The 24,880-nt window shown below is 67.9% G+C and carries 26 protein-coding genes; 12 read left to right on the forward strand and 14 right to left on the reverse strand.

Annotation, left to right across the window (positions count from 1 at the left end):
- Positions 1-118 precede the first annotated feature (118 nt).
- A complete protein-coding gene (locus ABIB29_RS04225) occupies positions 119-1,132 on the forward strand; it encodes an isopenicillin N synthase family dioxygenase (RefSeq protein ID WP_354170384.1) in 1,014 nt (337 codons plus the stop codon).
- Between the two features lie 97 nt (positions 1,133-1,229).
- Here the strand turns inward: ABIB29_RS04225 and arr are convergent, their stop codons facing one another.
- Both arr and ABIB29_RS04235 read right to left on the reverse strand, forming a co-directional pair.
- Positions 1,230-1,658 carry an NAD(+)--rifampin ADP-ribosyltransferase gene (gene arr, locus ABIB29_RS04230; protein WP_354170386.1) on the reverse strand — a complete coding sequence of 143 codons (429 nt, stop codon included), beginning with the start codon at positions 1,656-1,658 and terminating at the stop codon, positions 1,230-1,232.
- Between the two features lie 289 nt (positions 1,659-1,947).
- Positions 1,948-3,441: a GntP family permease gene (locus ABIB29_RS04235; RefSeq protein WP_354170387.1), complete on the reverse strand. Its 1,494-nt coding sequence runs from the start codon at positions 3,439-3,441 to the stop codon at positions 1,948-1,950.
- A 152-nt stretch (positions 3,442-3,593) separates the two neighbouring features.
- On the opposite strand from ABIB29_RS04235, the gene ABIB29_RS04240 reads away from it, so the two are divergent.
- The 3 genes from ABIB29_RS04240 to ABIB29_RS04250 all read left to right on the forward strand — a co-directional run bounded on the left by ABIB29_RS04240 (position 3,594) and on the right by ABIB29_RS04250 (position 5,689).
- Positions 3,594-4,322 carry a FadR/GntR family transcriptional regulator gene (locus tag ABIB29_RS04240; RefSeq protein ID WP_354170389.1) on the forward strand — a complete coding sequence of 243 codons (729 nt, stop codon included), beginning with the start codon at positions 3,594-3,596 and terminating at the stop codon, positions 4,320-4,322.
- Positions 4,319-5,095: an SDR family NAD(P)-dependent oxidoreductase gene (locus ABIB29_RS04245; RefSeq protein ID WP_354170391.1), complete on the forward strand. Its 777-nt coding sequence runs from the start codon at positions 4,319-4,321 to the stop codon at positions 5,093-5,095. The genes ABIB29_RS04240 and ABIB29_RS04245 overlap by 4 nt, the downstream gene beginning before the upstream one ends.
- Positions 5,096-5,179: 84 nt before the next feature.
- On the forward strand, positions 5,180-5,689 hold the full coding sequence (locus tag ABIB29_RS04250; protein ID WP_354170393.1) for a universal stress protein: 510 nt from the start codon (positions 5,180-5,182) through the stop codon (positions 5,687-5,689).
- 20 nt (positions 5,690-5,709) lie between these two features.
- Here ABIB29_RS04250 and ABIB29_RS04255 read toward each other — a convergent pair whose 3' ends face one another.
- Entirely contained in the window at positions 5,710-7,221 is a 1,512-nt protein-coding gene (locus tag ABIB29_RS04255; protein WP_354170395.1) for a CYTH and CHAD domain-containing protein, read from the reverse strand.
- A 149-nt stretch (positions 7,222-7,370) separates the two neighbouring features.
- On the opposite strand from ABIB29_RS04255, the gene hrpB reads away from it, so the two are divergent.
- The 3 genes from hrpB (at position 7,371) to ABIB29_RS04270 (ending at position 10,711) form a co-directional block, all read left to right on the forward strand.
- Positions 7,371-10,037, forward strand: coding sequence for an ATP-dependent helicase HrpB (gene hrpB, locus ABIB29_RS04260; protein ID WP_354170397.1), 2,667 nt, complete (start codon positions 7,371-7,373; stop codon positions 10,035-10,037).
- A gap of 105 nt (positions 10,038-10,142) precedes the next feature.
- Positions 10,143-10,415 (forward strand): hypothetical protein, encoded by a 273-nt coding sequence (locus ABIB29_RS04265; protein WP_354170398.1) that lies wholly within the window; start codon positions 10,143-10,145, stop codon positions 10,413-10,415.
- Positions 10,412-10,711, forward strand: a complete 300-nt coding sequence (locus ABIB29_RS04270) for a hypothetical protein (RefSeq protein WP_354170400.1) — start codon at positions 10,412-10,414, stop codon at positions 10,709-10,711. Before ABIB29_RS04265 ends, ABIB29_RS04270 begins: the two co-directional genes overlap by 4 nt.
- Here the strand turns inward: ABIB29_RS04270 and ABIB29_RS04275 are convergent.
- The 7 genes from ABIB29_RS04275 to arsD form a co-directional block, all read right to left on the reverse strand.
- Positions 10,702-12,024 carry a nicotinate phosphoribosyltransferase gene (locus ABIB29_RS04275; RefSeq protein WP_354170402.1) on the reverse strand — a complete coding sequence of 441 codons (1,323 nt, stop codon included), beginning with the start codon at positions 12,022-12,024 and terminating at the stop codon, positions 10,702-10,704. The genes ABIB29_RS04270 and ABIB29_RS04275 overlap by 10 nt on opposite strands.
- 30 nt (positions 12,025-12,054) lie before the next feature.
- On the reverse strand, positions 12,055-12,507 hold the full coding sequence (locus tag ABIB29_RS04280) for an arsenate-mycothiol transferase ArsC (RefSeq protein ID WP_354170404.1): 453 nt from the start codon (positions 12,505-12,507) through the stop codon (positions 12,055-12,057).
- Positions 12,500-13,507, reverse strand: a complete 1,008-nt coding sequence (gene trxB / locus ABIB29_RS04285) for a thioredoxin-disulfide reductase (RefSeq protein ID WP_354170406.1) — start codon at positions 13,505-13,507, stop codon at positions 12,500-12,502. Before trxB ends, ABIB29_RS04280 begins: the two co-directional genes overlap by 8 nt.
- A gap of 27 nt (positions 13,508-13,534) precedes the next feature.
- Positions 13,535-13,957, reverse strand: coding sequence for an arsenate reductase ArsC (locus ABIB29_RS04290; protein ID WP_354170407.1), 423 nt, complete (start codon positions 13,955-13,957; stop codon positions 13,535-13,537).
- 32 nt (positions 13,958-13,989) lie between these two features.
- Positions 13,990-15,081: an ACR3 family arsenite efflux transporter gene (arsB, locus tag ABIB29_RS04295; RefSeq protein WP_502915559.1), complete on the reverse strand. Its 1,092-nt coding sequence runs from the start codon at positions 15,079-15,081 to the stop codon at positions 13,990-13,992.
- Between the two features lie 136 nt (positions 15,082-15,217).
- The gene (arsA, locus tag ABIB29_RS04300; RefSeq protein ID WP_354170411.1) at positions 15,218-16,972 is read right to left on the reverse strand and encodes an arsenical pump-driving ATPase; all 1,755 of its coding nucleotides are present in this window, start codon (positions 16,970-16,972) and stop codon (positions 15,218-15,220) included.
- Positions 16,973-16,978: 6 nt separating this feature from the next.
- Positions 16,979-17,374 (reverse strand): arsenite efflux transporter metallochaperone ArsD, encoded by a 396-nt coding sequence (gene arsD, locus ABIB29_RS04305; protein WP_354170413.1) that lies wholly within the window; start codon positions 17,372-17,374, stop codon positions 16,979-16,981.
- A gap of 122 nt (positions 17,375-17,496) precedes the next feature.
- On the opposite strand from arsD, the gene ligD reads away from it, so the two are divergent.
- Positions 17,497-18,519: a non-homologous end-joining DNA ligase gene (gene ligD / locus ABIB29_RS04310; RefSeq protein WP_354170415.1), complete on the forward strand. Its 1,023-nt coding sequence runs from the start codon at positions 17,497-17,499 to the stop codon at positions 18,517-18,519.
- Between the two features lie 7 nt (positions 18,520-18,526).
- Here ligD and ABIB29_RS04315 read toward each other — a convergent pair whose 3' ends face one another.
- Both ABIB29_RS04315 and ABIB29_RS04320 read right to left on the reverse strand, forming a co-directional pair.
- Positions 18,527-19,447, reverse strand: coding sequence for an amidohydrolase family protein (locus ABIB29_RS04315; protein WP_354170417.1), 921 nt, complete (start codon positions 19,445-19,447; stop codon positions 18,527-18,529).
- Positions 19,448-19,518: 71 nt separating this feature from the next.
- Positions 19,519-19,791: a hypothetical protein gene (locus ABIB29_RS04320; protein WP_354170419.1), complete on the reverse strand. Its 273-nt coding sequence runs from the start codon at positions 19,789-19,791 to the stop codon at positions 19,519-19,521.
- Between the two features lie 302 nt (positions 19,792-20,093).
- Here ABIB29_RS04320 and ABIB29_RS04325 point away from each other — a divergent pair, with 302 nt between their 5' ends.
- Positions 20,094-20,810, forward strand: a complete 717-nt coding sequence (locus ABIB29_RS04325) for a TetR/AcrR family transcriptional regulator C-terminal domain-containing protein (protein WP_354170420.1) — start codon at positions 20,094-20,096, stop codon at positions 20,808-20,810.
- A gap of 65 nt (positions 20,811-20,875) precedes the next feature.
- Here the strand turns inward: ABIB29_RS04325 and ABIB29_RS04330 are convergent, their stop codons facing one another.
- The gene (locus tag ABIB29_RS04330) at positions 20,876-21,244 is read right to left on the reverse strand and encodes a hypothetical protein (RefSeq protein WP_354170422.1); all 369 of its coding nucleotides are present in this window, start codon (positions 21,242-21,244) and stop codon (positions 20,876-20,878) included.
- Between the two features lie 142 nt (positions 21,245-21,386).
- Here ABIB29_RS04330 and ABIB29_RS04335 point away from each other — a divergent pair, with 142 nt between their 5' ends.
- Entirely contained in the window at positions 21,387-22,676 is a 1,290-nt protein-coding gene (locus ABIB29_RS04335) for a class I SAM-dependent methyltransferase (RefSeq protein ID WP_354170424.1), read from the forward strand.
- 14 nt (positions 22,677-22,690) lie between these two features.
- Here ABIB29_RS04335 and ABIB29_RS04340 read toward each other — a convergent pair whose 3' ends face one another.
- On the reverse strand, positions 22,691-23,362 hold the full coding sequence (locus ABIB29_RS04340; RefSeq protein ID WP_354170426.1) for an alpha/beta hydrolase family protein: 672 nt from the start codon (positions 23,360-23,362) through the stop codon (positions 22,691-22,693).
- A gap of 61 nt (positions 23,363-23,423) precedes the next feature.
- Here ABIB29_RS04340 and ABIB29_RS04345 point away from each other — a divergent pair, with 61 nt between their 5' ends.
- Positions 23,424-24,422: a pirin family protein gene (locus ABIB29_RS04345; protein WP_354170428.1), complete on the forward strand. Its 999-nt coding sequence runs from the start codon at positions 23,424-23,426 to the stop codon at positions 24,420-24,422.
- 62 nt (positions 24,423-24,484) lie between these two features.
- Complete coding sequence (locus ABIB29_RS04350) at positions 24,485-24,829, forward strand: GNAT family N-acetyltransferase (protein WP_354171060.1); 345 nt, start codon at positions 24,485-24,487, stop codon at positions 24,827-24,829.
- Positions 24,830-24,880: the final 51 nt, after the last annotated feature.

The raw sequence follows: 24,880 nt of genomic DNA on the forward strand, positions 1-24,880 counted from the left end.
GCGCAGCTTCTCGAATGTCTCAATTCGACATGCTAATGTCCCAGTCCGCCCTTCAGTCCGTAACATTGAAGAAAGTACAGTCCCCAGCTTGCCAAGTTCATCGAAAAGGACTAACAAGGTGCCCCTCGAATCATTGCCCGTCCTGGACCTATCCCGATTGAGCGCGGGCCCGGAGGAGGCCTCGCGGTTTCGTGATGACCTGCGCAACGCCATGCATGAGGTCGGCTTCCTCTACCTGGCCGGACACGGGATCCCGCAGCAGCTGACGGATTCCATGCTCGACGTCTCCCGGCGCTTCTTCGAGCTGCCCGAGGAGCAGAAGCTCGCTGTCGAGAACGTCAATAGCCCGCAATTCCGTGGATACACCAGAGTCGGCGGCGAACTCACCGACGGTGCCGTCGACTGGCGCGAGCAGATTGATATCGGCGTTGAGCGTGCTGTGGTGGAGCCGGGGCCGGGCGTCGCCGACTACTGGCGTCTTGAGGGCCCCAACTTGTGGCCGGAGGCCCTCCCCGAAATGCGGGGCATTGTCCTGGAGTGGACCGAGCGGCTGAGTACCATCTCGCTGACCCTCCTGCGTGCCCTGGCGGTCTCCCTCGGTGCGCCCGAAGACACTTTCGACGAGGCTTTCGCCGCACGGGCATTTCCCCTGCTGAAAATTGTGCGGTACCCGGGAGAGTCCAACCCGGAGCCCAAGCAGGGCGTGGGCTCCCACCGCGACGGCGGCGTCCTGACGCTGCTGCTCGTGGAGCCAGGAAAGGGTGGGCTGCAGGTCGAGTACCAGGGGCAGTGGATCGACGCCCCCCAGGTGCCGGGAACGTTCGTCGTTAATATCGGCGAGATGCTCGAACTGGCTACCAACGGTTACCTCAAGGCGACCCTGCACCGGGTGATCTCGCCCCTGCGCGGCACTGACCGTATTTCGCTTCCGTTCTTCTTCAACCCGGCGCTGGACGCGACCATGCCGCAGCTCGCGGTGAGCCCGGAGTTCCAGGCCAGGGCCCGCGGCCTGTCCGTTGATCCAACGGACAGCCCCATTCTTGAAACCTACGGAGACAACGCACTCCGCTACCGGCTGCGGGCCCACCCGAACGTCGTCGCCGAGCACCACTTGGACCTGCAGAGCAGCTGAGCCGCACGGCCCGTTCCGCGGCGGAGTCCTGAGCGGCGCCGGCTACGCCGTCGTTCTCCACCTCAAACAGGGGCCGCTTCTGCCGACGCGGCCTGGTTCAGTCGTTGATTGCCTCGATGCCAAGCCTTTTGAGTTCTTCAAGGTGGTTCCGCATGTTCTGAAGGACCCCGGGGGAGTGCGGTTCCCAATCCACGATCTCGTCAACTACCCGCAGTGGCGCCCGGGTTCGGTAGGACCTCGTCGGGTTGCCCGGGAACTTTTTATCGGTCAGGTTGGGATCATCCGCAAAGGGGCCAGTGGGTTCCACACGGTAAATTCTGCCCGGCCCCTCGCCCACCCCGAGTTCGGCTCCCCAAGTTGCCGCATCAAGAGTTGCGGTCAAGTAGATGTAGTTGGCCTTCTTTCGCTCGCCGAAATTCGAGCTATAGCCGGGTTCCAGCACGTCCCCCGGCTTCAGGTCAGCCTTTGTGCCGTGGTAGAAAGGCCCGGGATCTCTGGCCTCGGACGGCCTCGGTAGATTCTCCATACGCACCCCATCGACGTTGGGCTCCCACTCTAGCTCGCCACTCCCAACCAACAGACGGCCCAAACACGGCTTGTTCCGGCTCCGTCGGGGGACGTCTGGATTCCGTGGGCAATGGAAGGGCAACGAGTCATTGGGGGACCCGTGTTGAGCCGCAGCCACATTACGTTCTTGCTGGGAATGGTGCTGGTGGACGGCGGGACGGACGGACGCCCACGCACAACGCCCGGCCGGGAAATCCCAGCCGAGCGTCGTGCGTGTCTTCTGCTGACCACTGAGCCAGCAGGTGAACTTAGCCCATGATGAGGTTCAGGATGAACAGCAGCGGGATAGATCCAGCCCAGACAGCGGTGGTGATGCCCGACCAGCCGCGAAGGGCTGCGGTGCCTTCAAGCCCGGCGAACCGGGTGACCACCCAGAAGTAGGAGTCATTGAAGTAGCTCAGGATCATGGATCCGGCGGTGCAGGCCATTGCGGCCACCAGCGGATCGATACCGAGTGTTCCCACCAGTGGGGCCGTGACGGAGGCCGCCGTGATCATCGCCACCGTACCTGAACCCTGGGCCAGCCGGACGAGGGTGGCTACCAGGAAGGGCACAAGGAAGGCCGGCAGTGCGGTGGCGGCAATGGCCTCCGCCAACGCGTCGCCCACACCGGAGCTGCGGAGCACCTGTCCCAGCGCGCCGCCGGCACCGGTGATCAGCAGGATGAGGCCAGCAGAGGCAGCTGCGTCAGCAAACCAGCCCTGGACCTTGGTGCGCGGAGTCCAGCGCGGCAGGAGCACGTAGACGGCCAGCAGTACGCCAATGATCAGTGCGATCACCGGGTTGCCGATGAAGGCGAACGGAACAACCCAATCGGACGGTTCGTATTTGGCGCCGACAACGCCCTGTGCGTTCTGGTCGATAGCACCCGTGACCGTGTTCAGGACGATCAGCAGCAGCGGGACCAGCAGAGGCAGGGAGGCGAGAAACGCGCCGACGCGGTGCGGTTTGGCGCCTGCGGGCGGAGTGCCGAGTTCCAGCTCAGGATCGTCCGGGAGCTCTGCCTGCGCAGGAGCGTCGGCATAATTTTCGGTGATCGTTCCCGTGGTGCCGTGATGCGATCCTTCGGTGGCGCCCACCAGCGCAGCCCGTCCGTAAACTGCCTCGCGGACCTCCTCGGTGACGGAACTTTCGAGCTTGGGTCCCATCCACTTCGCATACGCCACCACAACCGGCAGCAGGAGGACGGTGAAGGCCAGGCCCGTGATGATGATGGCACCCAGGTCCGCGCCCAGCAGGCCACTCACGGCCAGCGGGCCGGGCGTCGGCGGCACGAGGTGATGCGTCAGGGTCATGCCTGCGCCCAGCGCCAGGGCCAGCGTCACATAGCCGGCGCGCTTGACCCGTGCGATGGAGCGGGCCAGCGGGTTCATGATCACATAACCGGAATCGCAGAATACCGGGATGGACACCAGGGCGCCGACGGTGCCCAGCGCCCAGGGTTCCCGGCCCTTGCCGAAGAGCCGCAGGAAGGCCAGGGCAAGCGCGTTGGCAGCTCCCGAGACCTCCAGGATCTTGCCGATGGCCACACCCAGACCGATCACGATGCCAATCGAGGCGAGGGTGTTGCCGAAGCCGGTGGTGATTGCTTTGACGATGTCGAGGGGGGACTGACCGGCCACCAGGCCGGTCACGAGGGCGGCTATAAGCAACGCTACGAATGCGTCCAGCCGGGTGCGAAGCACGAGCACGACGATAGTCGCGATGCCCAGAACCAGCGCAAGTAGTAGTTGTAGATCCACGTTGATGTACTCCTTGGGGGACAAGAGCTCGGGCGCTGTGCCCGGCCACTCCTCGAAGGCGCCAGGTGCCGTGCGGAATTGACTCCATCGAGTGACGGGTGCCACACTATCCGGACGTAAGACATCTGACAAGCCGCAGGAAGGGAAGCCCGATGAGCCGCCGAACGCTCGCTGACTCAGTGTTTGCGGACATCCTGGAACGCATCCTCTCCGGGGACATCAAGCCGCACACGTCACTGCCGGCGGAGACGGAGATAGCCAAGGCCGCGGATGTCAGTCGACTGACCGTACGCGAGGCTCTGAAGACGCTTCAGGCCCAAAATATCGTGACAGTGCGGCGAGGTCTGGGTACTTTCGTGAATCCGGTGGACGAATGGACGGGGCTCGAGGCCATCCTCCGCGCCGCGGCGCGTGGTACCGGCATTGGAGAAGTGTCACTGAAGCTTCTCGAAGTACGGCGCATGGTGGAAACCGGGGCCGCCGAGCTGGCCGCCCGGCACGCCACGCCCGAGCATCTGGCTGCCATGGGAGCGTCGATCTCGGAACTGGAGAAGGCCCATGACGCCCTGGACCTGGATGCCGTGACCCTCGCAGACCTCGCCTTCCACAACACAGTTTTCCGGGCTTCAGCCAACCCGTTCCTCCCGGCGCTGCTTGGCCAGCTCGGCCAGCTGCTCTACACCACGCGCCGGGAAACCTCAGCGTTCCCCGAAGTCCAGCGCCATGCCCTCGAGCACCACCGGCTGGTCCTGGCGGCGATTGCCACGGGGGACCCGGAAAAGGCCCGCAAGGCCATGGAGGCGCACATCAACCAGACCTACGACGATTATGAACGCTTCATCAGCAACCAGGAATCCAACACAGGAGTTGAAACAGCATGACCGAAACCGCAATTTTCCCGGCCGAGCGCACCGCGGTCCTCACCGGGGCCGCCTCCGAGCGCGGGATTGGGCGCGCCACGGCCGACCGGTTGGCCCGTGACGGGTGGAACATTGCCATCCTGGACATCGACGGCGAAGCAGCCGCGCTGGCGGCCAAGGAGATTGAGGCGAAGCACGGGGTAAAGGCGCTGGGCCTGCAGACGGACGTTTCGGACGAGGCCTCCATTGATGCCGCCATCAGCCGCGTGGAGGCGGAGCTGCCTCCCGTTGTGGGCCTGGCGAACATTGCCGGCATCAGCTCGCCGCGCACCTTCATGGAAGAAACGAAGGAAGGGTGGGAACGCGTCTTCGCGATCAACATGACCGGGACCTTCCTGGTCACCCAGCGCGTCCTCGGTGGCATGATTGACCGGAAGATCGGCCGGGTGGTCAGCATTTCGTCCATTTCCGCCCAGCGCGGCGGTGGCACCTACTCCAAGGTCGCGTACAGCGCGGCCAAGGCCGGCATTATTGGCTTCACCCGCGCCCTGGCACGCGAGATGGGTGAGCATGGGATCACCATCAACTGCATCGCACCGGGGCCTGTGGACACGGACATCATGGGCGGCACCCTGACTGAGGAACGGAAGCGGGAAATGTCCAAGGACATCCTGGTGGGCCGCGTGGGCACAGTAAACGAGATGGCAGCTTTGATGACCTTTCTCATGGGGGAGGAGGCCGGCTTCATCACAGCGGCCACTTACGACATCAACGGCGGACTGCAGGTTTCCTAGGCAGGTTCCGCCCTCACCGTTCCTTCCGGCGGCTATCCTGACAGTTATGGATGTGCGGGAAGCACCCGGCGCTGGCCCCCTCTGATGGATTCCCCAAAGGATGTCCGGCCGCCTCCGGTGGTCACGGAACGGCCGTCCGGCCCGGTGGTGCTCGGGGTGGGTTGGGAACCTTCTGAATCCCTGATCCGGTCCGGCGCCAGCCTGGCTGCACAGCTGGACGCACACTTGATTTGCGCCTATGTGGATCCGGCCAGTTACCTCACGGAGTGGGAACCCGCAGCCTCACGGACAAGCGCATCGTTGGATCCGGCCGTCAACAGTGAGACGGACTTCCCCTCCAGCCACGTCCGGGGCGTCCTCCAAGACGTACTGGGCCCGCCGGGGGAGGAATGGTCATTCCGGGTGCTGAACGGCGCCGTTGCCCAGGCTCTTGGCCGGCTGGCGGCGAGCACGGACGCCTCGCTGCTGATCGTCGGGGGACAACGCCCCGGCGGGCTGGCAGCCGTTGAGCGGATGCTGGAGGGATCGGTTGGAGTGAACTTGGCCGGGCTGCAACGTAGACCCGTGCTGGTTATTCCCCCGCCGGGTCGCTGACGCCGGGAGACCAGAACCCCCTATTTCCAGCGGAGTGGCTCGGGCGGAGCCGACTTCCAGGTGCGGAAGAAGCGCTCGCGGGATTTTTCACCGGCCACTTGCTCCAGAGCATGCAGCCGCCCGTAGGTGAACGCACTTTTCCCGCGGTGGTTGGCGGCCAACTCGCGCAACAGCTCCCGGGTGACGACACTGTCATGGTGATCGCCCAGGCTCTCCTGAATCTCTTCGGCGGCCCGCGCAACGGTGGTGGCCCGTTTCCCGAGAATCGGGGCGGCCGCTTCTGCCGCATAGCGCAGTCGCTTGGCACTCTTCCGGACCTCATGGAGCGCGGCTTCCGTCGCGGGGCTGTCGGAATCGACGTCGAGGGCCAGGACCTTTTTTTTCAAGCGTTTGCGCTGCTTCGAGACGAGGCGGCCAACCGTCTGCATGGCTTCCTTCCCGGCCGTCTCAGTGAGCGGCGGTTCCGCCAGGAACGCATCCAGCGCATCGAGCAGGCGGAAGTAGCGGGCACTCTTCAACGCAGCCAGCCCCTTCGCGCGGGCGTCGTGGGCCACAGCGTCGAAATGCCCTTCGATCTGCCGCGCAACAGGAGCCAGCAGGAGGTCCGGCGGCTCGGTGCCGATCAAGTCCAGCAGCCGGGCCCGCATCACTTCGTTGTCCCGGGCCTCGCCCACGCAGCCGGCAAGCCACTGAAGCTCCGAGCGCAGCGCGCCGGTGACGCCGGGGTCGGCAAGTTTCCGGAAGGTTGCCAGCACGGACCGGATCCTGCGTGCGGCCACCCGGAGCTGATGCACGGAGTCCGGCGTGTTTTCCCGGACTCCGGGGTCATGTTTCTTGAGTGCCTCGACCTGCTGGCTCAGGTAGGACAGGAGGACTGCCGAAGCTGGTCCCTCAGGCTCCGCGGGTACAGGTTTGGCGGCCGCGGGATACTGTTCGCCCAATCCCCGGGCGAGTTTGGATGGCAGTGCCGACGGGCGGCGGCCGGTCTCAGCGAGCAGCGCGTCGGCGCCCTTGAGCAGCCTCTTGGGGCCGTCAATGAGTTCGAGTTCCCATTCCCGCCACACGGAGTGTGCCTGCGGCTCCAACAGGGTGTGGGAATCCACCCGGTCATCGCTGAAGTCGGCCAGAGCGGTTCCATCGGACGAAAAGAGGCGCTGCGTGGTGCGCCGGGTGGTCAGCCTTGCTATCGGAATCACGTCCTGGTCCCTCGTATGGACCTGGACGAGTCGTCGCAGCCGCCGCGGCACCGACTCGGGCTTCTTGCCGAACTGCGCCGTGAATTCCTGACGTTCCCCTACCGCCACGGGAAGTTTCAAGTGCCACCCGGCGTCATGTCCACCCGTCCGCCGGCGCAGGGTGATCCCGCGGGACGCCAGTACCAGGCCTGCGGTATCGAAGTAGACGGCGTCGAGGGACCCGTCCTCGGGCGGCCCCACCCGGTCCACCCCCGGCAACGACTCCAGGACCGGCAGTTCATCATCCTCGCCGACGTCGTATTTTCGCTCCACCTCGAGCATCTCGGAGTCGGTCATGTCCCAGCCTAGGCGCGCCGGAGATCGAACCGCATGAGTCGAAAGTCCCGCCGTCGACGCGACGCGGCGTTCTTCGCCGGAATGACCGGGCGCGCCGCACCGGATCCGGGCGGATCGAGGTGACCCGGCTTTGTAGGCACAATGGAGGTGTGACTACTCCGGCTGTTCCGCTGCCCCTTGCTCCCGCGCCGTTCAAGCTGGAGGTCATCGGATGCGGCCTGGCCTTCGGGCACTCGCTCGGCGATCTGGCCGACGCCTTGCGGGCCGGAAGCCCGGGCGCAACCGCCGTGGTGCAGGCGCCGCCGGGCACGGGCAAGACCACGCTGGTCCCGCCGCTGCTGGCCAACCTCGTCCTAAATGCCGCACGGCAGCAGGGACCCGGCTCCCACGCACGCATCATCGTGACCCAGCCGCGCCGGGTCGCCGCGCGCTCAGCGGCGCGGCGCCTCGCTGCGCTGGACGGCAGCCGGCTGGGGGACCGCATCGGGTACACGGTCCGCGGCGAACGCCAGACCGGCCCGGGCACCCTGATCGAATTTGTCACCCCGGGGATCCTGCTGAACCGCCTGCTCGCGGATCCGGGACTGGAAACCGCCGGTGCCGTCATCCTCGACGAAGTGCACGAACGCGGCCTCGAAACCGACCTGCTGCTGGGCATGCTCGCCGAGGTCCGCCAGCTGCGGGGCGACCTCGCACTCGTCGCCATGTCCGCCACCCTGGACGCGCCGCGGTACGCTGCACTCATCGGAGCCGGAGGCGACGCGGCGGATCACGACGGCGGCCGCCCGGCGCCCGTCGTCGACTGTCCGTCTGCGCTGTATCCGTTGGAGGTGGACTGGGTGCCGGCCGGGGTGCCCAGGCTCGATGAGCGCGGAGTGACCCGGGCCTTCCTGGACCATGTGGCAGACACAGCCGCCTCCTCGCATGCCGAAGCCCTCGCAGCCGGCCTGGACATTGATGCCCTGGTGTTCGTCCCGGGAGCGTGGGAGGTGTCCTACATCGCGGGACGGCTGCGCGGCCGCTCGCGCGCGGAGGTCCTGGAACTGCACGGGCAGATCGGCCCGGCAGAGCAGGACCGCGCCGTATCCGGACGGCTGCCCGGCGGCGGCCCGCGGATCATTGTCTCCACCTCTCTCGCCGAATCCTCCCTCACGGTCCCGGGAGTCCGGCTGGTCATCGACTCCGGACTGTCCCGGGAGCCGCGGCGGGACGCGGGCCGCGGCATGTCCGGGCTCGTGAACGTGTCCTGCTCCCGCGCCTCCGCCGAGCAGCGCGCCGGACGGGCAGCCCGCCAGGGACCGGGACGGGTGGTCCGCTGCTACGACCAAAAGACCTATGGCGCCGCGCCGGCCCACCCGACGCCGGAGATCGCCGTCGCTGACCTCACCGGGGCCGCCCTGGTTCTGGCGTGCTGGGGATCGCCCGGGGGCCGCGGGCTGTCACTGCCGGACGCCCCGCCGCAGTCCGCGATGGACGATGCCGTGGAGGTGCTGAGGGAACTCGGCGCGGTGGCACCGGACGGCCTGGCCACGGATCTCGGCAAGGCGCTGGCCAGGATTCCCGCAGATCCCCGGCTGGCCCGGGCCCTGCTGGACGGGTCGGGCGCCGTAGGGAACCGCGCCGCCGCGGAAGCCGTCGCGCTGGTCGCCGGGGACCAGCGCGCCCCCGGCGCCGATCTCCCGAGCCTCCTGGCCGGCCTGCGCTCAGGCAAGGATCCGGCGTCCCGGCTCTGGGCGGACGACGTCCGGCGGATGGAAACCATCGCACGGCTGGAGCGGTCCGGCGTCGCATCCCCGCCCCTGACGGCGGCGATCACCCCCCGGGAAGCCGTCGGGGTCGTTGTCGCCCTCGCTTTCCCGGACCGGGTGGCGCGCAGGGTCCCCGGAGCAGGACCGGAGCGCTACCTGCTCAGCTCCGGGACGCGGGCCGGACTTCCGGCCGGAAGCTCCCTGTCCGGGCACGAATGGCTCGCTGTCGCCGAGGTCTCCCGGGCCCAGGGCCGCGACGCGGCCGGCACCGGCGCCGTCATCCGTTCGGCCGCACCGCTGACGGCGGACACCGCCGAGGCTGCCGCCCGGCACCTGCTGAGCGAGACCGTGGTGGCCATGTTCAGCCAGGGCCGGGTCACGGCCCGGAAGGAGCGCCGGCTGGGCGCGATCGTCCTCTCCTCCACGCCGGTCCGCCCGTCCGCCGCTGCCGGCCGGGCGGCAGTAGCGCGGGCGCTGGAGAAAGAGGGTCTGGGAACGATTGGATGGTCGACGGCGGCGGACGCCCTGCGCCGCCGCCTTGCCCTGCTGCACCGGGAACTCGGGGACCCGTGGCCGGACGTGTCCGATCCGGCATTGCTCTCCCGCCTCGAAGAGTGGCTCGCACCGGAACTCGAGGCGCTGGCCGGCGGCGCTGCCACGAGCGGGATCGACCTGGCGGAGGCGCTGCGTCGACTGCTGCCCTGGCCCGAGGCCGCCCGGCTCGGGGAGCTGGTCCCGGAACGGCTGGAGGTGCCCAGCGGTTCCTGGGTCAAAATCGACTATCCCGCCGTCGGCGACGACGGCGCGCGACCGGTGGTCGCGGTCAAGCTCCAGGAGTGCTTCGGCTGGGACCAGACGCCGCGCCTCGTGGGCGGCGGGGTGCCGGTGCTGTTCCATCTGCTGTCGCCGGCCCGGCGGCCGCTGGCCGTGACGGACGACCTCGCCTCCTTCTGGTCCGGGCCCTACGCGCAGGTCCGTGCCGAGATGCGGGGCCGGTACCCCCGGCATCCCTGGCCGGAGGATCCGTGGACGGCGCCGGCGACCTCCCGAACCAAGAAACGGAGCTGAAGACCAGGCGGCTGTGACGTCATTGTGACGCGGCTCACGGCGGTCCGGGTATCCTAGACGTGGTCATGCAGTCGGCCTTACATGCTTCACAGGGGATCTTTTACTATGACCAGCAAACTCGACATCACCGTCGCTGTCGACCTCAGTTCGGAATCCGCACTCCTATCACCGGTGGGCCAACTCACCGTTCGAAACGTCTCAGGTCTTATCGCAGTTGCCCGCCGGGCAGGTTCATTTGGGTACGGCCTCGACACGGTCGTGGACCTGCGCAAGCTGACCGGCGCAGACCCTGAAGCCGTGGAGATGATCCGCGACTCGGGATGGCAGGGGCGCCGCCTACTCGGAGCAGGCCCCGCCGACCGGGGGCGCGCAGCATGAGGCCGGAACTGGCCGGCGGCTACGGTTCGCTCACCCACACCCACGGTGCGGAACTGATGTTCGATTCCTTCCGCCGCTGGCCCCTGGTGCCCTCCCGGCAGTTGGTGCGTCTCCGCTCGGCGCTGCTGCAATGCGTCGAGTTGGCCTCACCGGAGACCGGCAGGGACCTCTCGGAGTCCGCCGGAAAGCTGCTGCGGCTCGTCACCGATGAACTGGACCGCCGCAACGATCCCTCGGCCGGTCCCGTGGACCTGCCGGAAGGATTCCGGCGCGCACGGCGCCGCCCTCACGAATAGATGGTCGGAATGGCGGGTCCGCCACGCTGAAGCCGGTTCACGACGGCGGGAAGTTCGGCCATGGTCTCCGTGTGCCGGCGCCGGGCCCGCGCCACGGCCTCCGGCCCGGTCCAGCCCGGCAGGAGCTCTCCATCCCGCACGAACTGCTGCAGCAGTGGCCTGCCATGCGGTTCCTCCGCCGGAGGGCGGCCAACCCCGAGGACTTCGTGGGTGGCCGTGCCCGAGCCGTCGAGCCGGCGCACCGCGTGCTTCCGACCGCCGACGTTGATCTTGTTCTTCGAGCTCTTGGCCACCGCGATGAATTCCCCGGTGTCGTTGGTGCGGCTGACCAGCTTGTAGACCATGCCGGCGGTGGGGGCGCCGGAACCCGTGACCAGCGCCGTCCCGATGCCGTACGAGTCAGCGGGTGCGGCCTGGAGCGCCGCAACGGAATATTCGTCGAGATCGGACGTGACGACGATCTTCGTGTGCACGTTGCCCAGCCGGTCCAGCAGCTCACGGACCCACCGCGCCTGCGCCAGCAGGTCACCGGAATCAAGCCGCACCGCCCCCAGCTTGTCGCCGGCGAGTTCGACGGCGGTCCGGACCGCCGCCTCGACGTCGTAGGTGTCCACCAGCAGTGTGGTCCCGGGTCCGAGCGAGTCCAACTGCGCCCGGAACGCATCGCGTTCGGTGTCGTGCAGGAGGGTGAAGGAATGCGCCGCTGTGCCGACCGTCCGGAGGCCAAAGCGCCGGCCGGCTTCCAGGTTCGACGTGGCGGCGAAGCCCGCGATGACGGCGGCCCGGGCAGCCGCGGCGGCGGCTTCCTCCTGGGCCCGGCGCGAACCCATCTCGATGCAGGGCCGTCCGCCCGCAGCACTGACCATCCGGGAGGCCGCCGAGGCGATGGCACTGTCGTGGTTGAGCACAGAGAGCACGAACGTCTCCAGGATGCAGGCTTCGGCGAAAGTGGATTCCACGATCAGGACAGGGGAGTAGGGGAAGTAGGCCTCCCCCTCGGGGTAGCCCCAGATATCTCCGGAGAAGCGGAAGTCCGCGAGCCGGTCCAGGGTGCCGGTGTTGACGACGCCGGTCCGGTCCAGGAAGTCCAGCTCGGACGGGCCGAAGCGGAAGCCGGCAAGGCCCTCAAGCAGCCGCCCGGTTCCGGCCACGATCCCGTACCGGCGCCCCTCCGGCAGTCCGCGGGCGAACGCCTCGAACACGGTCTTTCGCTCCGCAGCGCCGGAATGGAGGGCCGCCTGCAGCATGGTCAGTTCGTAGTGGTCGGTATAGAGGGACGAAATGGGGCGGTCCCACGCCGGGGAGGTATCCATGATTCACCCTAGTCCTCCCCGGACGGAGGGTCAGGCTGGAGCGTCTGCCGACGGAACGCCGTGCCCCGGACCGAGTGCCGCATACAGCGCCTCGACCCGGCCGCGGATGTCGTCCCGGACCAGCCGCATCCGTTCCATGCCCTGGATGCCCCGCTGGGAGGGCTCATCGGTTTCCCACACCTCGAAGTGCTTTCCCGCCCGGGATTCGAGTTTCGCTTCGGTCCCGAGGATGACCACGACGTCGACGGCGTCGATCGCCGCATCAGTGACCGGTTTCGGGTGTTCGTGGCGGATGTCGATTCCGAGCTCGGCGAGGGATTCCACCGACTCGGCGTTCAGAGAGGTGCCCGGTGTGGTGCCGGCCGACAGCACGGTCACGGTATCGCCGGCGAGCTGTTTGAGGAGCGCGGCGGCGAGCTGGGACTTCCCGCCGTTCTTGCTGCAGACGAACAGGACGGCGTGCTTCTGACCGCTCTCAGGCATGGGTGGGTTCCTCGACGAGGGCGGTGGCGATGCTGTCGGCGTCGTCCAGTGCGGCGAGGTACCGTTCGGCGTCCAGGGCGGCGGCGCAGCCGGTGCCGGCGGCGGTGATGGCCTGCCGGTAGCGGTGGTCCACGGCGTCCCCGCACGCGAAGACACCGGAGAGGTTGGTGACGGTGGTGGGGGAGTCGACCTTGATGTAGCCCTCGGCGTCGAGCTCCACCTGGCCGGTGAGCAGCTCGGTGCGCGGGACATGCCCGATCGCGACGAAGATGCCGGTGGCGGCCTGTTCCCGGGTTTCGCCGGTGCGGGTGTCCGTCAGGGTGACACCGGTAACCTTGGCGTCGCCGTGGATGGCGGTGACGGCGGAGTTCCACGCGAAGCTGATCTTGGGGTTGTCCTTGGCGCGCTGCGCCATGATCCGGGAGGCGCGGAGCTCGCCTTTGCGGACCACGACCGTGACGGACTTCCCGAAGCGGGTCAGGAACGTGGCTTCCTCCATGGCCGAGTCTCCGCCGCCGACCACGATGATGTCCTGGTCGCGGAAGAAGAACCCGTCGCAGGTGGCGCACCAGGAGAGCCCGTGCCCGCTGAACTTCTTCTCCTCCGGCAGGCCGAGTTCCTTGTAGGCGGAGCCGGTGGCGAGGATGACGGCGGGCGCCTCGTGGGTCTCACCGGCTCCGGTGACCACACGCTTGAGGTGGCCGGTGAGCTGGACTTCGGTGACGTCGTCGAACACCACCTGCGCGCCGAATTTCTCGGCCTGCTGCTGGAGCCCGTCCATAAGCTCGGGGCCCTGGACGCCGCCGGGGAAGCCGGGGAAGTTTTCCACCTCGGTGGTGTTCATCAGGGCGCCTCCCGCGGTGACGGCCCCGGCGATGACGAGGGGCGACAGGCCTGCCCGGGCGGCGTAGATCGCCGCGGTGTAGCCGGCGGGGCCGGATCCGATGATGATCAGCTGTTCAGTGTTTCCGGTCTCAGTGTTTCCGGTGTCAGCGCTCACGGTCGTGCTCCTTGGTCTTGGTGCCGGTTACTTGGCGGCGGGGATGAGGGATGCGATGAGGTTCTTGATGCGGGCCTTGATGTCGTCGCGGATCGGGCGGACGGACTCGACGCCCTGGCCGGCCGGGTCCTCGAGTTCCCAGTCCTCGTAGCGCTTGCCGGGGAAGATCGGGCAGGTGTCGCCGCAGCCCATGGTGATGACGACGTCGGATTCCTTGACGGCCTCGGTGGTGAGGACCTTGGGGATCTCGGCCGACATGTCGATGCCGAGTTCGGCCATGGCCTCGACGGCGGCCGGGTTGACCTTGTCGGCGGGCTGGGAGCCGGCGGAGCGGACCTCGATGGCGCCCTTGGACAGGGTGGTGAGGAAGGCTGCGGCCATCTGGGAGCGGCCCGCATTGTGGACGCAGACGAACAGGACGGACGGCTTCTTGGCGGTTTCGGCGGTCATTCGGGTCTCCTGGGGTTTGACGGGGTGAAAATTCAGCGCACGACGGCGGCGGGTGTGAAGTAGCGTTTGCGGGCCCACAGGGCCACATAGACCAGTCCAACAAGAACCGGGACTTCGATCAAGGGGCCAACGACGCCGGCCAGCGCCTGGCCGGAGGTGACGCCGAAAGTTCCGATCGCCACGGCGATGGCGAGTTCAAAGTTGTTGCCCGCGGCGGTGAACGCCAGGGTGGTGGTCTTGGCGTAGCCGAGGTCCAGCCACTTTCCGATCACCATGCCGGCGCCGAAGACGACGAGGAAGTACACCAGCAGCGGCAGCGCGATCCGGACGACGTCGAGCGGACGGGAGGTGATGGTGCCGCCCTGCAGTGCGAAGAGCAGGGTGATCGTGAAAAGCAGGCCGTACAGCGCCCACGGGCCGAGCTTGGGCAGGAACGTTCCTTCGTACCAGTCGCGGCCCTTTGCCTTTTCGCCGATGGTGCGTGTGAGGAAGCCGGCCAGCAGCGGAATCCCCAGGAACACGAGCACCGAAGCGGTGATGGCCCAGAAGGAGAAGTCCGCGCTGGTGGTGGGCAGGCCCAGCCATTCCGGCAGCAGCTGCAGGTAGAACCAGCCGAGCGCGCCGAACGCGATGACCTGGAAGACGGAATTGATGGCCACGAGGACGGCGGCGGCTTCGCGGTCACCGCACGCGAGGTCATTCCAGATCATCACCATGGCAATGCAGCGGGCCAGCCCCACGATGATCAGGCCGGTCCGGTACTCGGGCAGGTCCGGGATGAAGATCCAGGCCAGGGCAAACATGAACGCCGGCGCCAGCACCCAGTTCAGCACCAGTGATGTGACCATCAGCTTGCGGTCGCCGATCACGCGGTGGGCCTGGTCGTAGCGGACCTTCGCGAGAACGGGATACATCATCACCAGCAGGCCGACCGCGATCGGCAGCGAAACCTGGCCGATCTTGACGGTCTCCAACGCGGTATTGAGCCCCGGGATGAAGCTGCCCAGGAGCAGGCCCAGCACCATGGCGGCAACGATCCACACCGGCAGGAAGCGGTCGAGCGTGGAGAGCTTGCCGACGACGGCAGCCTCGCCATCAAGGGTGGGCGACGGGTCGGTCTGGATGCTCACGGGGCTCCTGTGCTGCTCAACGGTACGCTAAATTGATGAATGTCGATATGAACTCTTCCAAATCACATCGATGAATGTCAATCTGTGCGCCGCCGGGGAAGATGAACGCTGGGGAAACACCTCCGGGACCTCAGACCGGCTGCGGTATGGCCGTCAGGGCCGTGAGCTTCTCTTCGCCGATCGGTTCCGTGGCCAGCAGGGGCACAAGGGCGATCCGGTCGGCCAGGGCGCGGACCCTGGTGATTTCCGGGATCTCGGCGGCGGCCCGGGCCTGCAGGAACGGGGTCTGTGGGCGGGCGGCGGCAATGGAGTTGTTGACCACCCAGGCCCACGGGTGGATACCTGCCCGTTCCAGGTCCTCCTGCAGCCCCTGGGCCTCCAGGACCGGAGTGGTTTCGGCGAGGGTGATGAGCAGGACCTTGGTCTGGGCCGGATCCTGAAGCCGCATCAGCGGGGTCACGAACCCCATGGTGCTGCCGACCTGCCGTGCGATCTCGCGGTGGTACGACCCGGTGGCGTCCAGAAGCAGGAGCGTGTGTCCGGTCGGCGCGGTGTCCATCACCACGAAATTGCGGCGGGATTCCTGGACCACCCGGGAAAATTGCCGGAAGACAGCCACCTCGTCGGTGCACGGGGACAGCAGGTCCTCGGCGAGGGCGGCACGCCCGTCGGCGTCGAGGCTGTGGCCCTTGGTGGTCATCACGTGGTCCCGGTACTCCTGGATCGCGGCGACCGGATCGATGCGTGAAACCTTCAGGCCCGGCACGGCACCATGCAGCGTTTCGGTGAGATGCGCCGCGGGATCGGTGGTGGTGAGGTGCACGGCGTGGCCACGGTTGGCCAGGGCAACCGCGAGCGCCGCAGCGACGGTGGTCTTGCCGACACCGCCCTTGCCCATGCACATCACGAGTCCGTGGCCATCGCGTTCCATTTCGGCGACAAGATCCGACAGGGCGGCGTCTTCAAGTTCCGCCGCGGGCGGCGCGGCCATGGGCGCAAAACTGCCCGGCACGAACAGGGTTTCCAGCGCCGGAATGCCGACCATGTTGCCGGCTTTCAGCTCCAGGACGTCGCGGGGGAGCGCGGCAATACTGCCTGACATCGCGGCGATGGCCGCGGTTTCGCGGCCCCGCACGGCCTGTGCCAGCGGTTCGTCCCCGACGCTGTGCGGCAGGACGCCGTTGATGACGACGAACCCGCCGGCGATACCGATCTGGTTGAGTTCCTGGAAGGTCCGCTCGATCTCCGTCAGCGAGGAGGTCTGCGCCCGTGCGACCAGCACGAGGCGCGTTCGGGCGGGGTCGGTGAGGGTCTGGACGGCTTTGGCGTAAACCTGCTTGTGTTTCTCCAGCCCGGACAGCGGGCCAAGGCAGGACGGATCGCCCCTGCCCGCGTCGAGGAAGTCAGTCCACGACCCGGGCAGCTGCAGCAGCCGGATGGTGTGGCCGGTGGGTGCGGTGTCAAAAACAATGTGGTCGTACGCCCCATAGGCCGCGTCGTCGGCGAGCAGGTTGGTGAACTCGTCGAACGAGGCAACTTCCGTCGTGCAGGAGCCTGAAAGCCCCTCGGCGATGCTCGCCAGTTCGCTCTCCGGCAGGAGTCCCCGGACGGGGGCGATGATCCGCTCCCGGTACGCGGCGGCGGCCTGTTCCGGATCAATCTCCAGCGCGGCCAGGCCGGGCGCCGCCGGAAGGGGCGTGATGGTGTTCCCGATGGTGACGCCGAAAACCTGCCCCACGTTGGACGCGGGGTCGGTGCTGACCAGGAGGACCTGCTTGCCGGCCCCGGCCAGGCTCAGGGCGGTGGCGCAGGCCACGGAGGTCTTGCCCACGCCGCCCTTGCCGGTGAAGAACAGGAAGCGGGGCGTGTTCTCGAGGAACTTCATGCCGGTCTAGCAGCAGCTCGTTGAGCCGCCGCAGCAGCCGCCGGATTTCTCGCTGAGGCCAAGCTCCGGGCGGGTTCGGTCCTCTGCCGGGGCCTCGTCGGCGAGGCCGGCGAAGCTGAGCAGCTGCTCGCGGTTCGGGTAGCTGCCGATCGTCACCGTGACGCCGTCGACCATGGTCAGGGGAAGCCCTTTGGAACCGACGGTGTGCAGGAAGCCGCGGACGGACTCGTCAGCGGCGAAGGCGGTGGGATCGCTCGCAAGGTTGTGGCGCGCGATGTCAGCCCCGAGGCTCTGGAGGTGCCGCACGTCGGCGGTGACCTTAAGGAGTGACTGGTCGACGTCGGGGCCACAGACGCCGGTGTCGCAGCACAGGGCGGATTCGTAGATGTGGATAGCAGGCATGTGGTTCTCCTTGGCCTAGGTGCAAGTGAATGCGTGACCAGTATATCGAACTTTGTCGATAGATTCGTTTCTGCGGCGGCCGGGCTATTCAGTTGTCCCTGGTCGGGGAGTACCTTGTCCCCATGGCCAAGGAAGAAGTGACCATCACGGTCGACAGCCCCACCGGAAAGCGGGACCTGCGGATTTCCAGCCCCAGCAGGGTCCTGTGGCCGCAGCTCGGGCTCACGAAGCTGGACCTCGCCCGGTACGTTGTCGACGTCGCGGACGCGTTTCTGGCGGCGAATGGCAGCCGTCCCGTAACGCTCCAGCGGTTCGGCGGCAACATCGACGGGGAACAGTTCTTCTCGAAGAATCCGCCGCGGGGCGCCCCTGACTTTGTGCGTTCAGTGACGGTGGTCTATCCCAGCGGACGCTCGCATCCGCAGCTCGTAATCGACGAGATTGCGGCCGCGGTCTGGGCCGTGCAGATGAACACGGTGGTGTTCCACCCCTGGGCCTCACGGGCCGGCAACCCGGACAACCCGGACCAGCTCCGGATCGACCTCGACCCGCAGCCGGGCACCGGATTCGAGGAGGCCGTGCCCGCCGCCCTGGAACTGCGCTCCGTCCTGTCCGAGGCCGGGCTGGAGTCCTTCATCAAGACCTCCGGCAGCCGGGGGCTGCATGTGTTCTCCCCGATCGAACCCAGCCGTGAGTTCCTTGAGGTCCGGCATGCCGTGATCGCCGCCGCCCGTGAACTTGAGCGGCGGATGCCGGACAAGGTCACTACTGCCTGGTGGAAAGAAGAACGCGGCGCGAGGATCTTCGTCGACTTCAACCAGGCGAACCGCGACCGCACGATGGCCGGGGCCTACAGTCCACGGGCCCTGCCCGGTGCCACGGTTTCCTGCCCGATCGGCTGGGAGGAGCTGGAGCACGTCACCACGAAGGACTTCACCATCATCACGGTGCCGCAGCGGCTCAAGGCCACCGGAGACCCGTGGGCGGAGATGCAGGCGAAGCCGGGCACCATCGACGTGCTGCTGCAGTGGTGGGAACGTGACCTCGAGGCCGGGCTCGGTGAGCTGCCGTTCCCGCCGGACTTCCCGAAAATGCCGGGGGAGCCGATGCGGGTGCAGCCCAGCCGGGCCAGGACCAAGGAGTAGGGCGGGGTCAGACGCCCAGCAGGCGCTGGCCGTTGTGCCAGCAGACCGCACGCAACCAGCCGTCGTCGAGCCGGGGTTCCTTGTCGCGGAGGCGTTCGAGGGCTTCCAGCTGATGGGCGTAGGCATACGGGATGTTCGGGAAGTCGCTGCCGAGCACAATCCGCTCCGGCATCGCGGCCAGCCGCGGCAGGAGCTCGTGCGGGAAGGGTGCGGCGGCCTCGAAAAAGTCCGTGAAAACCATGGTGGTGTCCAGGTGGACGCGGGGGTACCTCTCGGCCAGGTCCAGGAACTCGCCATACTCGGGGGCCCCCAGGTGGGCGACGACGGCGGTCAGCTGGGGATGGCGGCGCATAACGCCCTCAAGCTTGTCCGGGCCGGTGAATCCGGGCCGCGGAACCGGTCCACTGCCCACATGCACAACGACCGGAACGCCGGTCTCGGCGAGCAGGCCCCAGACCGGGTCGAGGACAGGCTCGCGCAGATCGAATCCGCCCACCTGCGCGTGGATCTTGAAGACCCTGGCGCCTCGTTTCAAGGCCGACCGCACCTGATCCAGGACACCGTCCTCGGGGAAGAACGTGGCGCTCGGGACACAGTCGGGCTCTGCTGCGGCCAACTCAAGGGCAAAGTCGGTGAGGTCCGCCGCCATGCCCGGGCGGTGCGCGTAGGTCAGCGCGGTGAAATGGCGCAGGCCCAGCTGGCGCAGCCGGGCCAGCCTGCTCGCCTCGTCCGTGCGGTAAGTGATGGGCCAGGGGCGGCCGATGAGGGGGCCGGCTTCATCGAAGTGTGCCCACACCCGACGCAGCATCCGTTGCGGAAGGAAATGCGTATGGATATCAATCAGGCCCGGGAGCCCGAGCCGCCTCCACCACTCCGGTACATCGGCATCCCGCAGCGTCTCCGCGGGCTCTTCCATTGCGTTGTTCACGCCCACAGTTTGTCACGCCGTGCCGTCCACCGTGCAGGCGCGCCCAAGGATAGGTGCCGTCCCGACTCCGCTCAGTTCAGGGCCGGATACGTCGCCAGGATGTAGTCGGTGGCCGCCGGTCCGGCCATGCGGAGCCGGCTGCGGCCGGGGTTGATGCGGTGCGCCTTCAAGGCGGCCCAAAAGCCGGACACCGGGTGCGGTGCGGTGTCGTGCAGCAGGCACCAGCTGATGTAAAGACCGTAGAGCTGGTCTTTCCTCAGCGAGTTGCCGTCGTCGGTTCCTTCGGTGGTTGCCTCGGCGAGGAAGCGGTCGATGTGGACAGGGGCAGTCAGTGAAGCGGCCATGGTCGGCTCTCTCCCGTACTGTGCAGTGAATGCTGCCGTGTGGCTACAGCAGCGTGTTCCTCGGCGCCGCGCACGAGGGCGCCGAAGCGGTTGGCCCGAAAGCCGAGCCGAGGGTGGCCCGCAGTGCCCGGGGGCAGTCAGCGGGCGATCCCGAAAGGCCGGGGACGGGCCGGTGGAACTCAATCCCGGAATATGCCATCCGGGAACGTCTACATTGTAGATATTAGGCGTAGACTACGGGTTAGGCAAGTGGTGCCGCGGTCGCGGCGCCTGGCCCACAGCTTGAGGAAGTGGCACCCACTATGACAACCCCGCAGCAACCAGCAGGCGATGACGCCGGCAGTGGCGCCCGGAAGAACCGGCTCAGCCGTGAGGTCGTTCTGGCCGCGGCCCTGAAGCTTGTGGACGACGAGGGGCTGGAGGCGTTGACCATGCGCCGGCTGGGGCAGGCCCTGCACCGCGATCCGATGGGGCTGTACCGTTACGCAGCCAACCGGGCGGCGCTCCTGGACGGCGTCACCGAGCTCGTGCTGGACGAGCTGGCCATTTTCGGGGACGACCCGGACTGGCAGGGACAGTTGCGGCGCATTGCCCACGACCTCCGGCTGCTCGCACTCCGCCATCCCAATGTGGTTCCGCTGCTGGTGACCCGTCCGCTCTCGACCCCGCTGGGTCTCCGTCCGCTGGGCACCCTCCGGCCGCTGGAGCAAATTCTGGGTCTGTTGATCGACGCCGGCTTCGCGGCTTCCGATGCCCTGCACGTCTACCGGGCCTACTACGGATTTCTCTACGGGCACATCCTCAACGAACTCCAGGAGTTCATCGTGGACCCCGACGAGAATGAGGCCTTGCTGCGGCTTGGCCTGCACCGCCTTCCGTCGAAGGAGTTCCCGCGGCTTCGTGCCCTGGCCCACCAGCTGGCCGATTATGACGGCGCCACGGAGCTGGATGAGGGCATAACCATCCTGCTGTCCGGGCTCTCCGCCCACCTTGCCGCGCCGCTGATCAAGTCAGGCTGAGGATACGACTCAATGGCACGGCAGCGTCACCGCGTCCCGGCGCCGCGGCGGCGACAGCGGTGGAGTCAGCGGCGGCGGAGGGTGCGGAGCACTCCGCGGACCGCGAATCCGACGGCACACACGAGGGGAACCAGCCCGGCAAGGACGGCAAGGCTGTTGGGCCGGAACGCCACCTGCCCGTCACTTCCCCGGCAGTACACGCCCAGCGGGAGCACAAAGCCGCCTCCGCCGCCTCCGGCGGCCGCGCCGTCGGCGTCCCCGCCGGCAGCTTCGCCGCCGGGAAGCGGGCCGGAGGTCCCACCGCCGCCGAAGCCGAAGGAGACCAGGGCCACCGGGATCAGTTCTTCGCCGTCCACTGTCACCGCCGGGCCATAGGCCCTGGACACACCGACGTTTTTGAAAGTCTCTGCGAGGGACGATAGAGCTTCAGTCATGCCTCGACCGTAGGCGCCCCGCGCGGGGGAGCGCCAGGGGCGTTGGCCCCTGAACCGCCACGCGGCAGGGCCATCCGGCCCCTGTTCGGCTGCGGACCGCCGAAATAGATTGGAAGCGGACCAACGCACCGGCAGAAAGGCCATGATCGTGACGAAAAAGACTGGGGTGGCACCACGGCTGGCGGAAGTGCTCTCCGTCGTCCTGGGCACGGCGGAAATCCCGCTGCGGCTGAAGGCCTGGGACGGTTCGGAGGCCGGCCCAGCCGGCGCGCCGGTCATCGAGTTCCGCTCCCGGCGGGCCCTGCGCCGGATGCTGTGGTCGCCCGGGCAGCTCGGCCTCAGCCGCGCCTACGTTGCCGGGGACATCGACGCCCCGGGGGACGTTTTTGCGAGCTTCGCGGCGCTGGGCTCCGCCGGCAAGTTCGCTGAGCCCGGGCCGTTCCGGTCTCCTACTGTCCGCGAACTGGCGACCATCCTCAAGAACGCCGCCCTGCTCGGCGCCCTGGGCGCCAACCCGGCGCCACCGCCGGAGGAAGCCAGGATCGTCCGAGCCGGCCGGCGGCACACACGGACGCGTGACGCAGCGGCCATCTCCCACCACTACGACGTCGGCAACGACTTTTACGCCCTTGTCCTCGGCCCGTCGATGGTCTATTCCTGCGCGGTCTGGCAGGACGAAGGCACCGGGCTGGAAGCCGCGCAGGACGCCAAACTCGACCTGGTCTGCCGGAAGCTGGGACTGCAACCCGGCATGAGGGTGCTGGATGTCGGCTGCGGCTGGGGGAGCTTCGCCCTGCACGCGGCGCAGAACTACGGAGTCGACGTCGTGGGCGTGACGCTGTCGGGTGAACAGGCGGCCAGGGCGGGCAAACGGGTGGCGGAGGCCGGCCTGACCGACCGGGTAGCCATCCGCGTCCAGGACTACCGCGATGTCGTCGACGGGCCGTTTGACGCGATCAGCTCCATCGGTATGTCCGAGCATGTGGGCCGCGAGCAGATGCCCGAGTACGTCGCCAGGCTGCACGGGCTGCTCCGGCCTGGCGGCCGGCTGCTCAACCACGCCATTTCCTGGAACGCGGGGCCCAGCGCCCCGGATCCGAACTCCTTCATCCCGCGCTACGTGTTCCCGGACGGCGAGATGCTGGCCCTGGCGGAGATGGTGGGCGCGCTGGAGGCCGGCGGACTGGAAATCCTCGACGTCGAGGCCCTGCGCCGGCACTACGCGCTGACGCTGCGGGCCTGGGTGCGGAACCTCGAGGAGCACTGGAGCGAGGCGGTGCAGCTCGGCGGGGAAGGGCGTGCCCGGGTGTGGCGGCTCTACATGGCTGCCAGTGCCCTGGGCTTCGAGTCCGGAATGACCGGCGTCAACCAGATTCTGGTGCAGCGCCCCGGCGGCGCCGAACCGTTGCTGCCCAGGACCGCCTGGATCTGACGTAAGCGGATGCGTCAGCCGGGGCTGTGCACGGCGATGAAGGCCGCAGCGGATCCCGCCAGTGAGGCCCCGACCTCCTCGGTGCTGCGCTTGGTCCCTTTGACATCGAAGGTGTGGTTGCCGCCGTCGCGCCACTCAAGGGCTGCTGACGGGCCGATCCGGGCCGCCACGGCCTCCAGCAGTTCAGGCGTGGCAAACGGGTCGCGCGTGCCCTGCAGGAAGAGGATCGGCACTGTCAGCCCGTAGAGGTGGTCGTCACGAAGCTTCTCCGGCCTGCCCGGGGGGTGGAGCGGGTAGCCAAGGAAGACGAGTCCGGCCGAGGGCATCCCCTCGGCCACCGCCATTGAGGCCATCCGCCCGCCGAAGGACTTGCCCCCGGCCCAGAGCGGCTCGCCTGCCGACCGGGCGGCGGCGTCAGCCATGGCCGCGCGCCAGGCCGCAATCGCTGCCGGCGGCCTGTCGGGGAACTTGCGTCCGGCCTCCCGGTAGGGGAAGTTGAAGCGGAGCGTGGCGATCCCCAGTTCGTTCAGGGCGCGGGTGAACCCGGCCAGGAACGGGTGCTCCATGCCGGCCCCCGCCCCGTGGGCGACGACCAGGGTGGCGGCTGGCGCCCGGGGGCGGGCGTAGACGCCTGAAACGGCGGATTCGCCCACGGTGATCGTGACGGGCAGCTCGGGGATGGTCATAACTCCATCATGAGGCCTTTGCAGGCTGCGGATACCGCCCTGCGATGGCTAGGCTGTTGCCATGAGCAACACCGAGGTGGCACCCCAGGAGATCCTCTGCGAAACGGACGACAGCTGCGTGGGGGTGGAAATTCTTGTGCCCCGGCAGGTCCCGCTGGGCGGGCCGCGGGCCATGGATGTCAGACGCACGCTGCCGCAGCGCCAGCGGAGCCTCATCGGCGCCTGGTGTTTCCTGGACCACTACGGCCCGGACAGGGTCGGGGAGTCCGGGGGCATGCACGTGCCGCGCCACCCGCACACGGGTCTGCAGACGGTCAGTTGGCTGTTTACCGGTGAGATTGAGCACCGCGACTCGGCCGGTTTCCACGCCGCGGTGCGGCCCGGCGAGGTCAACCTGATGACTGCCGGACGAGGCATCAGCCACTCGGAATTTTCCACCCCCGCTACCGACGTGCTGCACGGTGCGCAGCTGTGGGTGGCACTGCCGGACGGTGCCCGGCAGATGGAGCCCACCTTTGAGCACTACCGCCCGGATCCGCTCTCCGGGCCCGGCTGGATCATGCGGGTCTTCCTGGGATCCCTCGCCGGTGCCACCTCACCGGTCACCACCCACACACCGCTGCTCGGGGCTGAGATCCTGCTGGAGGCCGGTGCCACCCTGAGCCTGGACACCGACCCGGCCTTTGAATATGGCCTGCTGGTTGACACAGGGTCCCTCCTGGTCGATGGCCACCCGGTCGCCAAGGACCACCTCGCCTACCTGCCGGCGGGGCACCCCGCCCTGACCCTGGCGGCCGGCGCCGAACCGTTGCGCGTGCTGCTGATCGGAGGCGAACCCCTGGGCGAGAAGATCGTGATGTGGTGGAACTTCGTGGGACGCAGCCACGAAGAAATCGTCGCGTACCGGGAACAGTGGCAGGCGGAAATCGGCGCCGAGGACGCACCCGCTGCCGCCGGGACGGACACCGCGGCCCCGCGGTTCGGCACTTTTCCCGCGGGTGAACCCGCGCCGCTGCCGGCCCCTGCACTCCCGAACGCCCGGCTCCGCCCGCGTGACTGAGACTGTCCACTGGCCAGCCGGCTCAACCCGACCGCCAACCCCACTGTGAAACGAGACAGATGCTGACCGCTATCACCATCCGCAACAATCCGGACCGGCCGCGCTTCGAGGTGCTCGACGGCGACACGGTCATCGGCCAGGCGGCTTACGTCGACGACGGCGACGCCCGCCGGATTTTTTACCACACCGTCATCGACGAGGAGTACGGCGGTCAGGGGCTCGCCGGCCGGCTCGCGGCACAGGCACTGGACGAGACAGTCGCCGCCGGATTGAAGATTGTCCCGGTGTGCCCGTTCATCAAGAAGTACCTCGGAAAAAACACCCGGTACGCGGCGAGTGTTCAGCGTCCTACACCGGCGCTGCTCGCGGTTCTCGACGCCGCATTGGCGCAGCGCGCCCGGCGCTGAGTGGTGCCGGTCGTGGAACACCTGTGGGCTGCTCCTGCTCCAAGCCGGACG

Origin of the sequence: Arthrobacter sp. UYEF36 (assembly GCF_040547025.1) — a bacterium.
Classification (GTDB): Bacteria; Actinomycetota; Actinomycetes; order Actinomycetales; family Micrococcaceae; genus Arthrobacter.

Excerpts from the sequence above, each read along its gene's own strand:
- arr (WP_354170386.1), bottom strand. The coding sequence starts at position 1,658 with ATGGAGAATCTACCGAGGCCGTCCGAGGCCAGAGATCCCGGGCCTTTC.
- ABIB29_RS04240 (WP_354170389.1), top strand. The coding sequence starts at position 3,594 with ATGAGCCGCCGAACGCTCGCTGACTCAGTGTTTGCGGACATCCTGGAA.
- ABIB29_RS04245 (WP_354170391.1), top strand. The coding sequence starts at position 4,319 with ATGACCGAAACCGCAATTTTCCCGGCCGAGCGCACCGCGGTCCTCACC.
- ABIB29_RS04250 (WP_354170393.1), top strand. The coding sequence starts at position 5,180 with ATGGATTCCCCAAAGGATGTCCGGCCGCCTCCGGTGGTCACGGAACGG.
- ABIB29_RS04255 (WP_354170395.1), bottom strand. The coding sequence starts at position 7,221 with ATGACCGACTCCGAGATGCTCGAGGTGGAGCGAAAATACGACGTCGGC.
- ABIB29_RS04265 (WP_354170398.1), top strand. The coding sequence starts at position 10,143 with ATGACCAGCAAACTCGACATCACCGTCGCTGTCGACCTCAGTTCGGAA.
- ABIB29_RS04270 (WP_354170400.1), top strand. The coding sequence starts at position 10,412 with ATGAGGCCGGAACTGGCCGGCGGCTACGGTTCGCTCACCCACACCCAC.
- ABIB29_RS04275 (WP_354170402.1), bottom strand. The coding sequence starts at position 12,024 with ATGGATACCTCCCCGGCGTGGGACCGCCCCATTTCGTCCCTCTATACC.
- ABIB29_RS04280 (WP_354170404.1), bottom strand. The coding sequence starts at position 12,507 with ATGCCTGAGAGCGGTCAGAAGCACGCCGTCCTGTTCGTCTGCAGCAAG.
- ABIB29_RS04290 (WP_354170407.1), bottom strand. The coding sequence starts at position 13,957 with ATGACCGCCGAAACCGCCAAGAAGCCGTCCGTCCTGTTCGTCTGCGTC.
- arsA (WP_354170411.1), bottom strand. The coding sequence starts at position 16,972 with ATGAAGTTCCTCGAGAACACGCCCCGCTTCCTGTTCTTCACCGGCAAG.
- arsD (WP_354170413.1), bottom strand. The coding sequence starts at position 17,374 with ATGCCTGCTATCCACATCTACGAATCCGCCCTGTGCTGCGACACCGGC.
- ligD (WP_354170415.1), top strand. The coding sequence starts at position 17,497 with ATGGCCAAGGAAGAAGTGACCATCACGGTCGACAGCCCCACCGGAAAG.
- ABIB29_RS04320 (WP_354170419.1), bottom strand. The coding sequence starts at position 19,791 with ATGGCCGCTTCACTGACTGCCCCTGTCCACATCGACCGCTTCCTCGCC.
- ABIB29_RS04325 (WP_354170420.1), top strand. The coding sequence starts at position 20,094 with ATGACAACCCCGCAGCAACCAGCAGGCGATGACGCCGGCAGTGGCGCC.
- ABIB29_RS04330 (WP_354170422.1), bottom strand. The coding sequence starts at position 21,244 with ATGACTGAAGCTCTATCGTCCCTCGCAGAGACTTTCAAAAACGTCGGT.
- ABIB29_RS04335 (WP_354170424.1), top strand. The coding sequence starts at position 21,387 with ATGATCGTGACGAAAAAGACTGGGGTGGCACCACGGCTGGCGGAAGTG.
- ABIB29_RS04340 (WP_354170426.1), bottom strand. The coding sequence starts at position 23,362 with ATGACCATCCCCGAGCTGCCCGTCACGATCACCGTGGGCGAATCCGCC.
- ABIB29_RS04345 (WP_354170428.1), top strand. The coding sequence starts at position 23,424 with ATGAGCAACACCGAGGTGGCACCCCAGGAGATCCTCTGCGAAACGGAC.